The following is a 13,235-nucleotide window of genomic DNA, read 5'->3' on the forward strand; positions in this document are numbered from 1 at the left end:
TTTCCTCCACCATGCGGTCTTGGCCCCGAAATCAGCCCCAGCATATGAGGATGGCAGACGGACCAACGTTGTGGTCGAGATAACAAATATTGACGTTTGCGTAAACGTCAATTCTGTGCTGAGGTAAATTTTCTCCCGCGCGCCAGGACGACAAACGACAAAGCACGGCAAACGACGAAAAACCGCGCAGCGAAAGCCGCGCGGCTCTTATTCGTCACAAATCGAAAGCTTAGTTTAGCTCGCCACACTGGCCTGCGGCGTCGAGCGCTCGATCAGCATTTGCCGGACGGTCGACATCGAAGCACTCAGTTCGCTGATGGCATCGTCGATCAGCGCCCGCTGCTTCTGCAGGCGGGCAAGCTGCTTCTCCGACTTGTCGAGCGCCAGCCGCAATTGCTTGGTGTTGGAGCCGTTCGGATCGTAGAGGTCCATCATCTGCTTGACGTCACGCAGCGAGAACCCGACCTTGCGGCCAAGCAGGATCAGCTTCAGCCGGGCCCTGTCGCGGCGTGTATAAAGACGGGTCGAGCCGTCGCGCTGCGGGTTGAGCAGACCCTTGTCCTCATAGAAACGCAGCGTACGCAGCGTCACTCCGTATTTCTTGGCCATTTCGCCGATGCGGACAAGCTCTTCACCGGCTTCGCTCGACATATCGTTGGTGTTGGCCGCGGCTTGGCCGGGCGAAATAAGTTTCATGGTCACTGGCTTTCCCCGTCTGGTGGCGTCGCGGTCGCCGACCTTGCGTCGCCTGAGTGAAAGCGGGGGCGTGCTTCCACTCGTGGTTTCAACAAACAAATCGCAAACGGCGTAATCCGCTCATTTACGTTTACGTCAATTCTATATCGATAGCCGCCTCAGCACGCAAGAGTGTTCTGGTCTTGCAACTTTATGCCGCAGCACCAGCGGACAACCTAAAAGGTCGTTGCCGATTTCGGGAGCGATCATGCGGCTGATCAAAATTCTACAACGTCTTTTGCGCGTCCAAAAAAGACACCCGCGCCGTCGGCAGCCAGCCGACAAAGTTGCAACTTCTTAAGCTTGGTTAACGCGTTGTTTACCACGTTGGGGCGAAATGTGCGCATGTCGGTTACCCGTGTCTATCCTGTACTGAATTTTTCACGGTTTTTCGGAGCGCGGATGAGACCGGGAAGCTCGTCTTCCACTGCAACAAGCCAAGCAGTCGCCTTCGTCCCGGCAGGACTTTGGGAACCTGGTGAAAGCCAGCAATTCTGAACGGGCGCATTGATGAACAGCAAGCGGTCCTACCTCGATACACTCAACGCCGGCAGGCAACGCCGGCCGCACACGACGCTTGAAGAGCTCAACCGCTCCCTGGAAACTCTGGAGCAGCGGCTGGAGCGGACGCGCGAGGAGACGGCAAGCCACGCCGATCCGCGCCGACCAGCGGCAGAACCACGCTATCCCAGCGCCCAACCCTATGGCCAGCAGCGCCGGTATGAGGATCCACGCGCGCAGCGGCCGAAAGGTCCAGCAGCGGCTTTCGACCAGAATTACCAGGCGATCGCCCGCGATATCGACCGGGTGCGGGGCCAGGAGGACGGCGTCGCCCTAGCCGGCAAGATCGCCGGCGAATTGCGCGGCCTGCGCGAAGAGTTGCGCCAGCAGATGACCTCCGGCCTGCAACGCGAGTTCGAGGTACTGCGCAAGAATATTGAGCGAGCCTTCCAGTCAAATGGCGGCGGCAAAGGCAGCGCCGAACTCAGCGTCGAATTCGAGCGGCTTTCCGGCGCCATCCAGACACTGGCCGAAAAAAGCGACGACAGAAGCGTCAATATGCTGCGGCTCGAGCTTGAGCAGGTCAAAGCCGCGCTCGATACGCTGGCGCGCGAGGAGAGCGTGCAGGCGGTCGGACGCCGCTGGGACGATTTCGACCGCCGCTGGAACGCTTTCGAGGATCGCGTCGAGGCCGATCAGCGCAAGCGTTCCGATGCACCCGGCCTGTCGGCGCTAACGGAGCGGCTCGAACAGATCAGCAATGCCGTCAGCAATCTGCCGGAATCGCTGTCGCTGCGCTCGCTCGAGGAAAAGGTCCGCACGCTTGCCGGAGCGGTCGACCATTTCGCCCGCCAGCAGGACAATCGCGGCGGCGACACATTCAGTCAGATCGACGAGCGGCTCGACGAGATTTCCCGCGCGATCGTCGCCTCGACGGTTGCCGCGCAAGCCAATTCGTTCGACCCCGAGCCCTTCGAACGCATCGAGAAGCGGATCGATTCACTGGCCCAGCAAATCGAAGAAGTGTCGCAGGATCGTCCGGGTCGGGAGGTCATCGACCGTCTCAACACATTGTCGAGCCGCGTGGATGAACTGGCCGGCCGAGCCAATCTGCCGGAACAGGCGATGGAGCGCCTTGCCAGGCAAGTCGCGCTTATTGCCGACAAGATCGACCACGCACCTGCCATGCCCGACGCCGACTACATCTTCCAGGGGCTCGAGCAGCGCTTCGACGTGCTGTCCAGCATGATGGAACGTCGCCAGGGCGACGCAATCGAACAAGGCAACATGCTGTTTCGCGACCTTGAGCGCCGGTTGGACGAGGTCGCCGACAGGCTGGACCAGCGCATGCCGCAGGTCGATAGCGCCGGCATCATGGATGCCATCGACGCCCGCTTCACCGCGCTGGCCAAGCGGATTGAGACGCGCGTTCCAGATCCCGCCAACGAGGCGGCGATCCGTGGCCTGGAGAGCCGGCTCGAAGACATCTCAAGCCGGCTGGATTCGTCCGCGGCACAGGTCGCCAGCATCGACCCGGCGTTGATCCGCAGTCTTGAAGCGCAGGTCGCCGGCCTGACGGCGCATCTTTCCAAGCCTGGCACGCCGCTGCCGGAATTCGACGACATCAGCCCGCGTCTCAACGAAATCGAGAAGTCGCTGGCCGGAACCCGCGATTCCATCCTCGGCGCGGCGCGCGAGGCGGCTGAGAGCGCCGTCCGCTCACTGGCCGGATCAAGCGCCAACACGGCGGCCGTTACCGGCCTCGCCCAGGACCTGAAGACGCTCGAGGCACTGACGCGGCGTTCGGACGAGCGCAATTCGAGAACGTTCGAGGCTATCCACGATACGCTGCTCAAGATCGTTGACAGGCTTGGTTCATTGGAGACGGGCGAACCGGCAAGCGCGGAGTTGAGCAAGCGTTTCGGCCGGCCATCCAAGATCTCGATACAGGACGCACCGTCGATGGACCTCGACCAGCCGCTGCCGTTGACAGGCAGCATGGCCGATCTCGACGGCCGCGCCGCGGCGCTCGTGCGCGACGAGCCAGGTCCGCGTACGCCAGCCGAGGCCGCCGCCGCAGCAGCCCTGGCGGCTCTCGGTTCAGACACGACGCGTGAAAAATCCGAGCAAGGCGGCGGCAGGAAATCGATGTTAGGCGGGCTGGCGCGCGCCTTGAAGGGCAAGAAGGACGCCGAGATGCCGCCGCTTGCAGGCTCGGCGCAGAGCGCCGAGATACCGAGCGTCGATCTCGACGAGCCCCTCGACCCCAAGCTCGCCAACCGGCCACTGGAACCCGGCTCCGGCGCACCCGACCTCAGCGCCATCATGAAGCGCGTGCGCGACGAGCGCGGGCAGCCGACCCGGGAAGGCGGCGCTGAGGCGGCAAAATCGGACTTCATTGCGGCAGCCAGACGGGCTGCGCAAGCGGCGGCTGCCGAGGCGGACGCCCTCAAGCGCCAGTCGACGATGAAAGGCCCGGTCAAGGCACTCAGGATCGGCGACCTGCTCAAGGCGCGGCGCAAGCCGATCCTGATGGGGGCAATCGCCATCATGCTGGCGCTTGCTGGCCTGCAACTGGGCAAAGCCTTCTTCTCCGACCCGGTCGAAGTTACCAACAATGAGGCGGCACCGGCCGTGGCCGTACAGCCGGTGGAAACCAATTTGGCCAGCGTTGCCAGCGAGCCGAAGGCGGACGCGCAGACGACACCACAGGAGAGCGCGCCGTCGCCCACCGTCAGGCAGGCAGAGCCATCCGCATCGATGACCAAGGACGACACGGCGGCGCAAACCGGCCCCGCTACACCGGCAGCCGAGACATCGACGGCGCCCTCGGCTTCCGCGGAGCCCGCTGACCTGGCGGCGCAAGACTCCGCGGCCGCAGTGCCCACGCCGGCAGCGGCGACGGCCAGCGACGCCGAGCCAATGGCTGCCGCGCCTGCTATAGCCACCGCTGCGACGCAGGACTCGACCGGCACGGTGCCACCGGCGGATGCTGCCGCGGCAGGCGTTGCCAAGATCGACGTTCCGGCCGATGCCGGTCCGGCCGCCCTGCGCGATGCAGCGGCGGGCGGCGACGCCAAGGCGCTGTTCGAGATCGGCTCGCGCTACGCCGAGTCTCGCGGCGTCAAAGAAGACATGGCGGCGGCGGCCAAATGGTATGAGAAAGCTGCCGAACTCGGTTTCGCGCCGGCAGAATACCGCATCGGCAATTTCTACGAGAAGGGCATCGGCGTCGCACGCGACATCAAGAAAGCGAAAACCTGGTACCAGCTTGCCGCAGCGCAGGGCAATGCCAGCGCGATGCACAATCTTGCCGTGCTGTTTGCGATGGCGGCGGATGGCGTGACCGACAATGAATCGGCAGCGCGCTGGTTCCAGGCGGCGGCGGATCTCGGTGTCAAGGATAGCCAGTTCAATCTCGGCATCCTCGCGGCGAAGGGCGTCGGCATGAAGCAGAACCTCGAGGAGAGCTACAAATGGTTCGCACTCGTCGCCAATACCGGCGACAAGGATGCGGCGGCCAAGCGCGACGAGATCGCCAAAGCACTGAGGCCCGAGCAGCTGGAGCGTGCGCGGGCCGCGGCTGAACTGTGGAAGGCCAAGCCGCTCGATCCAACCGCCAATTCGGCCGACGTTCCTGAATCGTGGCAGGACGGCACACCGCAGACGACCGCCGGCATCGACATGACGAAAGCGGTCCAGAACATCCAGCGCATTCTCAACAAGAACGGCTACGAGGCCGGCAATCCCGACGGGATGATGGGCCAGAAAACCAAGAACGCGATCATGGCCTTCCAGGCCGACAACGATATGAAGGCAACCGGCGCGATCGACGAAAAGCTGGTCAAGGCGCTGCTTGCGCGTAAATAACGGCGGATGCGTCGTTTCCGCGACGCCCTTGCCACAGATTTGCCTGTTAACTGATTGAGTTGTTTTTTGTTTCGGCGGTGCGGCGAAGTTTGACTTCACGGCCCGGCCGGCGCAAGAACGAGATAGCCTTCTGACGCAAAATGCCCGCAACGGTTGCATTCGCCAGGAGGCAAACTGATCGAGACTGACGGGTGGGCATCTATCTCCCGATCGCGGAAATTTCCGTCAACATCTTCGTGCTGCTGGCCATGGGTGCGGCGGTGGGTTTCCTGTCGGGCATGTTCGGCGTGGGCGGCGGCTTTCTCATTACGCCACTGCTGATCTTCTACAACATACCGCCGGCAATCGCGGTCGCCACGGGCGCCAACCAGGTCATCGCTTCCTCCTTCTCCGGCGCCCTGTCGCACATGAAGCGCGGCACGCTCGACTTCAAGCTTGGCGGCGTGCTTTTAGCCGGCGGCATCGTCGGCTCGACTGGTGGTATCTATGTCTTTGCGCTCCTGCGCCGGCTCGGCCAGCTCGACCTGTTCATCTCGCTGCTCTACGTCGTGCTGCTCGGCACCGTCGGCGGACTGATGCTGGTCGAGAGCGTCAATGCGCTGCGCGCTACTCGCAGCGGCGCCGCACCGGTGTTGAAGAAATCCGGCCAGCATAATTGGATCCACCGCCTGCCGCTGAAGATGCGGTTCAGGGCCTCGAAGCTCTTCGTCAGCGTCATTCCGGTGCTTGGGCTGGGCGCGGCGATTGGCTTCCTGTCCTCGATCATGGGCGTCGGCGGCGGCTTCATCATGGTGCCGGCCCTGATCTACCTTTTGAAAGTGCCGACCAACGTCGTCATCGGCACCTCGCTGTTCCAGATCATCTTCACCTCGGCTTACACCACGCTGGTCCACGCCACCACCAATCAGACGGTCGACGTCATGCTCGCCTTCCTGTTGATGGCAGGCGGCGTCGCCGGCGCGCAATATGGCGCCAAGGCTGGTCAGAGGCTGCGGGGCGAGCAACTCAGGGCACTGCTGGCGCTGCTCGTGCTGGCGGTAGCCATCCGGCTTGCCATCGATCTTTTCGTCACGCCGCCCAATCTCTATTCTCTGTCCGGCGTGGGCCTGAGCTGATGGCCGGCCTAAGGACGCTCGCGGCCGCCGTCTTGCTGTCGCTGCTGGCTGCTGCGCCACCGGCGAAGGCGCAGGCGCCACTAACCGAAAACATCCAGATCGGCCTTTCCACCGACAATGTCTCGATTACCGCCGGCTTTTCCGGCGCCGACCTGACCATTTTCGGCTCACTGGAAAATGCCGATCCGCTTGTCGCGCGGCAAGGGCGCTACGACGTGATCGTCGTGCTGGAAGGCCCGGCTCGGCCGGTCGTCGTGCGCCGCAAGGACCGGGTGCTCGGCGTCTGGGTCAATCTGGAGTCGGAGACCTTCAAAAACGTACCTGTCTCCTATTCGGTGGCGACGACGCGGCCGCTGCAGGACGTCACCGATCCGAACAGCTACAAGCAGCTGTCGCTTGGCGCCTCCAACCTCTATTTGCAGCCGGCCGACGCGGAGGACAGCCCGGCGACAATCGAGGAGTTCACCGCCGCGCTGCGCGAACGCAAGGCGGCGACCGGCCTCTACAGCGAGAATGTCGGCGGTGTGCAGTTCCTGTCGCAGAACCTGTTCCGCGCCACCGTCAGGCTCGCCCCAAACGTTCCGGTCGGCACCCATAAGGCCCGCGCCTTCCTGTTCAAGAGCGGCTTGTTCATCAAGGAAAGCTCCGCCCAGCTCGAAATCCGCAAGTCCGGTTTCGAACAGTCGATCTTCCGCGTCGCGCACGACTATTCCTTCCTCTACGGTGTCTTTGCCGTATCGCTTGCCATGCTGACCGGCTGGCTCGGAAGACTGGTGTTCAGGAAAGACTGAACTCTCGTAAAAGTGGTTTCCCTTTCCGAGGGTATGGGTTAGACCGCGACCCCCGGCCCGACCGGACACGAGCTGCTGCTCCCCAAATCAGAAATACAGGAACGCACGATGCGACCAGCATTCGCCGGGATCGACTTCGGCACTTCGAATTCCACCGTAAGCGTGGTCAGGAACGGGCAGCCGCGGCTGGTGGCGTTGGAAGACGGCCAGGTCACGCTGCCCAGTGCGGTATTCTTCAATTTCGAGGACAACCACACCTATTTCGGGCGACGCGCCCTTGCCAATTATACGGACAGTATCGAAGGCCGCCTGATGCGCTCGTTGAAGAGTGTGCTCGGCAGCTCGCTCGCCCACGAAAAGACGCGCATCAAGGCGCGCTCGATCGGCTTCATGGAGATTGTCGGCCTGTTCGTCGGCCATCTGAAAAAGAAGCTGGAAGAAGAAGCCCATGACGCGGTCGACAGCGTCGTGCTGGGACGGCCCGTGCAGTTCGTCGACGACGATGCCGAGGCCGATGCCAAGGCGGAGCACGAACTCGAAAACGCCGCTCGTGCCCACGGCTTCAAGCAGATCGCCTTCCAGTTCGAACCGATTGCCGCGGCGCTCGACTACGAACAAAAGGTGACGCGCGAGGAACTGGCGCTGATCGTCGACATGGGCGGCGGCACGTCCGACTTCTCAATCGTGCGGGTCTCGCCCGAGCGCGCCCGCTCGCTTGACCGCAAGGACGACATCCTGGCCAGCCGCGGCATCCACATCGGCGGCACCGACTTCGACCGGCTGCTGAGCATCGCCCATGTGATGCCGCAGCTCGGCCATCTCTCACCGACCAAGGATGGCAAACGTAATCTGCCGGCGAGCTACTTCATCGACCTGGCGACGTGGCAGCGCATCAACCTGGTCTATACCGCAAGGGCGATGACGCATCTGCGCCAGATCCGCTATGAGGCGGAGCGCGCAGACCTGGTCGACCGGTTCATCCACATCGTCGAGCATCGTTACGGCCACGCGCTGGCGGCACTGGTCGAAAAGGCCAAGATTGAGCTGACGGACCGATCGTCGGCCGATGTCGAGGTCGCGCTGCCGGAGGTGAGGTTCACGGCAGAAATCACGCGCAAGAGTCTCGAAGCCACCATAGCCAGGGACATTGAGCGTGTTGCGGCTACGGTCGAGCAGACCATCCGCGACGCACAGGTGAAGGCCTCGGATATCACCGCGGTGTTCTTGACCGGCGGATCGACCGCGATCCCGCTGGCCAGGCAGCAGATCCTGGCGCTGGTGCCGCAGGCGTCGGTAATCGAAGGCGATGTGTTCGGCTCGGTCGGGCTTGGGCTGGCGCTCGACGCGCAGCGGAAGTTCGGCTGATCGGCTTAAAGCGGCGCGAATCTCTCAGCTTTGCCGCCAAGATGCGCCTTGAGCGCCATCTGGGCCAGGCTTGGCTGCCGGTCGCGATGCGTGATCATGGCAAATTCGCGCTTCGGCAGATCGACCGGCACGGAACGCAGACTGCCTTCGGCGACCGCGCGCGCGACGACGAGTTCCGAAATGATGCTGGCGCCGGCGCCGGCCTCGACTGCCTGGCGAATAGCCTCATTGCTCGGCAATACCAGGAATATCTGCAGGTCCGCGAACGAAATCCCGTCGCGTCGGGCAAGGTCCTCCAGCACCTCGCGCGTGCCCGACCCGCCTTCGCGAATGATCCAGCGAAGCCCGCCAAGGTCGGGATGTCCAGGCGAAACTTCTGCGATCTCAGGGTGCGAGCGCGCCACGACCAGCATCATGCGATCGATATCGACCTTGGCACGGCGCAAAATGTCGGATTCGGTGCGCCCCTCGACCAGGCCAAAATCGGCTGCGCCATCAAGTACATTGGTCTCGACCTGCCTGGTGTTGCCAATGCTCACGCTCAGCCTGACGGCAGGATAGGCTTCGTGGAAAGAGGCGAGCCGGCGCGGCAGCCAATAACTGGCGATGGTCTGGCTGGCAGCGATCGAGAGACTGCCTGATATCGTCTGCGCGACATGCTCCAGCACATTGTGGGCGGCCGCAGTCCGCTCGAGGACCGCCTTGGCTTCGGGCAAGAATCGGCGTCCGGTCTCGGCGAGTTCGATGTTGCGGCCGACGCGGTTGAACAACTGGACGCCATGCTGCTGTTCGAGCGAGCGGATCGCGGCGGATGCGGCCGACTGTGAGATGCCCAGCAACTCGGCCGCTTTGGTCATGTGCGCCCGTTCGGCGACGGCGACGAAGATCCGCAACTGGTCCAGGGTCATTCCGATACTAAGAAGCAAATCCGATTGGAATTACAAGAGCAATTTGTTAGACGGATCGGTCGCTTTGTTCTAAATTTTGGCCCGAAATTGGAAAAAAGTCGCGCCAGAGCAGTCGAGGGTAGAATTGGTGGGGCGGTTCAAATCCGTGTTTGCGCACTGGACCCGCAGCCTGCGGTGGCGGCTCGTCGGTGAACGCTATCGTCCGGAACAACATTACATGCGCGGCCCAGGTCCGAAGACGAGAGCCAAGTTAGCGGAGCGCAAGAGCATCACCGGATCATGACCAACAACCTGCTGCGCGGAGCCAATTCGGCACCATCACAACGGCCGCTTGCCGATACGCGCGCGCCCGCTGAACGCGACGGCGTCGATACGTCGCCTGATGTCTCCGACAGCATCGCCAAGACCACCTGCTATATGTGCGCCTGCCGCTGCGGCATCGACGTCCATATCAAAGACGGCAAGGTTCGGTATATCAACGGCAACAAGGATCATCCGGTCAATCGCGGCGTGCTGTGCGGCAAAGGCAGCGCCGGCATCATGCAGCATTACAGCCCGGCGCGGCTGACGAAACCATTGCTGCGCACCGGACTGCGCGGCTCGGGCGAGTTCCGCGAGATTGAGTGGGAGGAAGCTTTGTCGATCGCGACAGAACGGCTTTCGAACATCCGCCAGACCGATCCGAAGAAACTCGCCTTCTTCACCGGGCGCGACCAGTCGCAATCGCTGACCGGCTGGTGGGCGAGCCAGTTCGGCACGCCGAACTTCGCCGCCCATGGCGGTTTCTGCTCGGTGAACATGGCAGCCGGCGGCCTCTACACGATTGGCGGCTCGTTCTGGGAGTTCGGCGAGCCCGACTGGGACAACACCAAATATTTCATGCTGTTCGGGGTTGCCGAAGACCATGATTCCAATCCGATCAAGATCGGACTCGGCAAGCTCAAGGCGCGCGGCGCCAAGGTGGTTTCAATCAATCCCTGCCGCACCGGCTATAATGCAATTGCCGACGACTGGATCGGCATCCGGCCCGGCACCGACGGCCTGTTCGTATTCGCCCTCATCCATGAATTGCTGAAGGCTGGCCGCATCGATCTCGAGTACCTCTTGCGCTACACCAATGCCCACATCCTGGTCGTTCAGGAGCCTGGAGCTGTCGATGACGGGCTGTTCATGCGCAATGGCGACGGCAATCCGCTGGCTTGGGACAGGGTGGCGAAGACGCCTGTCAATGCCAGCGATGCGGACGCGAAGCCCGCATTGACCGGCAGCGTTCTCGTCGACGGCCGCCGCTGCGTGCCGGTCTTCCAACTCGTCGTCGACCGTTATCTGGACGAGAGCTATTCACCTGACGCCGTCACTGACCGGTGCGGCATCTCCGCCGACACCATCCGACGCATTGCCGCAGAACTCGCCCATGTCGCCTTCGAACAGCAAATCGAATTGCCGGTGGCCTGGACGGACTGGGCCGGCCGCCGGCACGAGACCATCAAGGGTCGCCCGGTGTCGATGCATGCGATGCGCGGCATCTCGGCCCATTCGAACGGATTTCACACTTGCCGCGCCATTCATCTGCTTCAGGTGCTTCTCGGCACGGTGGACGTGCCGGGCGGCTTCCGCTTCAAACCGCCTTATCCGCGGTCCGCGCCGCCGGGTCCAATGCCCGCCGGCAAGAATGTAAAGCCGATGACACCGCTCGAAGGCATGCCGCTCGGCTTCGTCTGCGGACCGGAGGACCTGCTGATCGATGAAGGCGGCAAGCCTGTTCGTATCGACAAGGCCTACTCCTGGGATGCGCCGCTGGCCGCACACGGGCTCATGCACACGGTTATCCGCAACGCCTGGGCCGGCGATCCCTACAAGATCGACACTCTGTTTATGTACATGTCCAACATGGCCTGGAACTCGTCGATGAATACGGTCGAGACGATGGCGATGCTGACCGATATCGATGCGTCGGGCGAGTACAAGATCCCGTTCATCATCTATTCCGACGCTTATTATGCCGAGACCGTGCCTTTTGCCGATCTGGTGCTGCCGGACACCACCTATCTCGAGCGTCATGACTGTATCAGTCTGCTCGACCGGCCGATCAGCCATGCCGACGGTCCGGGCGACGCCATCCGCCATCCGGTCGTCGAGCCGGACCGCGACGTCAGGCCGTTCCAGACGGTGCTGATCGAACTCGGCGCGCGGCTCGGTCTGCCCGGCTTCGTTCATGACGACGGCTCCGCCAAATACCGCGACTATGCCGACTACATCGTCAATCACGAGCGCACGCCAGGTGTCGGTCCGCTCGCCGGCTGGCGCGGCAAGGACGGGGCCTCGGTTGGCAAGGGCGAGGTCAATCCCGACCAGTTGCAGCGCTACATAGATAATGGCGGCTTCTGGCACCAGGATTTCGCCGCCGATCAGCGCTACTACAAGATGGCCAACCGCTCGTATCTCGAATTGGCTGAGAGCATGGGCTTCATGCCGAAGGCCGAGCCGATCGTCTTCCAACTCTATTCGGAGCCGATGCAGCGCTTTCGCCTTGCGGCGCGCGGCCATGGCGGGGTGCTGCCGCCGGAGGCGGAGCGCAGCCGCATCGAGACCTATATGGATCCGCTGCCGTTCTGGTATGCGCCCTTCGAAGAGGCTGCGGTCGACAGCCAAGCCTATCCGCTGCACGCGCTGACGCAGCGGCCGATGCACATGTACCATTCCTGGGGCGGGCAGAATGCCTGGCTAAGGCAGATCACCAGCCAGAACCGACTGTTCGTGCACTACCGGACGGCAGCCGGCCTCAGCCTTGTCGACGACGATTGGGTTTGGATCGAGAGCATCAACGGCAAGGTCAAGGGGCAGATCAAGCTGGCCGACGGCGTCAACGCCGATACGGTGTGGACCTGGAACGCGATCGGCAAACGGCGCGGCAGCTGGGGGCTCAAGGACGACGCGGCCGAATCCAATCGCGGCTTCCTGCTCAACCACATCATCGGCGACCAGACCTCCGCCGATGCCAACGGCAAACGCTATTCGAATTCCGACCCGGTAACGGGCCAGGCCGCATGGTTCGACCTCCGCGTGCGCATCGTCAAATGCGCGCCCGAGGAAGCGGGCTTCACCGAACCGCAGTTCGAGCGGTTCCGCCAGCTGCCGGACTCTGAGCTCTCGCCCGACAAGCTCAGTTTCGGCGCCGAGTTCCGCATGAAAAGAGAAGCCGCGGAATGACTTGCCTTCCCGCCCATACCGACAAGAAGCTCGGCCTTGTCATCGATCTCGACACCTGCGTCGGCTGCCAGGCCTGCGTTACCGCCTGCAAAGAATGGAACACCGGCGGCCATATGGCGCCGCTAACCGACATCGACCCCTATGGCGGCAATGTCGACGGCGTCTGGTTCAACCGCGTGCACAGTTATGAGCACATGACCGAGATGGGTGGGCGCACGGTCAATTTCCCACGCTCCTGCCTGCACTGCGAGACGCCGGCGTGCGTCACGGTCTGCCCGACCGGCGCCTCCTACAAGCGGGCGTCGGATGGCATCGTGCTGGTCGACGAGGACAAATGCATCGGCTGCAAACTGTGCAGCTGGGCCTGTCCCTACGGAGCGCGCGAGTTCGACACCGATGTCGGCGTGATGAAGAAATGCACGTTGTGCGTCGACCGCATCTACAACGACAATCTGGCGGAAGAAGATCGCGTGCCGGCCTGCGTCGCTGCTTGCCCCACCAGCGCGCGGCATTTTGGCGATCTGGGCGATCCGGCATCCGCTATCTCGCAACTGGTGGCCGAGCGTGGCGGTGTCGATCTGATGCCGGAAATGGGCTATAAGCCGACCAACAAATATCTACCGCCACGTGCCCACACCACCCGCGCCGCATCGGTGCCGGCGCCAGCGCTTGAAGCGGTGCGGGCCGAAGGCGGCTTCCTCGGCTGGGTCGACCGCATGCTCTCGAACTGACCCGTGCCT

8 protein-coding genes are annotated in these 13,235 nt (G+C 62.9%); 6 read left to right on the forward strand and 2 right to left on the reverse strand.

The window, feature by feature from the left end:
• Positions 1–234: 234 nt before the first annotated feature.
• Positions 235–696, reverse strand: coding sequence for a MerR family transcriptional regulator (locus NKH33_RS16775; RefSeq protein WP_023677331.1), 462 nt, complete (start codon positions 694–696; stop codon positions 235–237).
• Between the two features lie 549 nt (positions 697–1,245).
• Between NKH33_RS16775 and NKH33_RS16780 the strand changes: the two genes are divergently transcribed.
• From NKH33_RS16780 to NKH33_RS16795, 4 genes are all read left to right on the forward strand, one after another.
• On the forward strand, positions 1,246–5,106 hold the full coding sequence (locus tag NKH33_RS16780) for a peptidoglycan-binding protein (protein WP_352920658.1): 3,861 nt from the start codon (positions 1,246–1,248) through the stop codon (positions 5,104–5,106).
• 191 nt (positions 5,107–5,297) lie between these two features.
• Entirely contained in the window at positions 5,298–6,221 is a 924-nt protein-coding gene (locus NKH33_RS16785; RefSeq protein WP_023676949.1) for a sulfite exporter TauE/SafE family protein, read from the forward strand.
• Entirely contained in the window at positions 6,221–7,012 is a 792-nt protein-coding gene (locus NKH33_RS16790) for a TIGR02186 family protein (protein ID WP_352448631.1), read from the forward strand. Before NKH33_RS16785 ends, NKH33_RS16790 begins: the two co-directional genes overlap by 1 nt.
• A gap of 108 nt (positions 7,013–7,120) precedes the next feature.
• The gene (locus NKH33_RS16795) at positions 7,121–8,377 is read left to right on the forward strand and encodes an Hsp70 family protein (RefSeq protein WP_352613908.1); all 1,257 of its coding nucleotides are present in this window, start codon (positions 7,121–7,123) and stop codon (positions 8,375–8,377) included.
• Between the two features lie 5 nt (positions 8,378–8,382).
• On the opposite strand, the gene NKH33_RS16800 is transcribed toward NKH33_RS16795, so the two are convergent.
• On the reverse strand, positions 8,383–9,285 hold the full coding sequence (locus tag NKH33_RS16800; protein ID WP_352770812.1) for a LysR substrate-binding domain-containing protein: 903 nt from the start codon (positions 9,283–9,285) through the stop codon (positions 8,383–8,385).
• A gap of 279 nt (positions 9,286–9,564) precedes the next feature.
• Between NKH33_RS16800 and NKH33_RS16805 the strand changes: the two genes are divergently transcribed.
• Both NKH33_RS16805 and NKH33_RS16810 read left to right on the forward strand, forming a co-directional pair.
• Positions 9,565–12,495 carry a molybdopterin oxidoreductase family protein gene (locus tag NKH33_RS16805; protein WP_352819261.1) on the forward strand — a complete coding sequence of 977 codons (2,931 nt, stop codon included), beginning with the start codon at positions 9,565–9,567 and terminating at the stop codon, positions 12,493–12,495.
• The gene (locus NKH33_RS16810) at positions 12,492–13,226 is read left to right on the forward strand and encodes a 4Fe-4S dicluster domain-containing protein (protein WP_352470094.1); all 735 of its coding nucleotides are present in this window, start codon (positions 12,492–12,494) and stop codon (positions 13,224–13,226) included. Before NKH33_RS16805 ends, NKH33_RS16810 begins: the two co-directional genes overlap by 4 nt.
• Positions 13,227–13,235 lie beyond the last annotated feature (9 nt).

Origin of the sequence: Mesorhizobium sp. M1182 (assembly GCF_040318335.1) — a bacterium.
Lineage (GTDB): Bacteria > Pseudomonadota > Alphaproteobacteria > Rhizobiales > Rhizobiaceae > Mesorhizobium.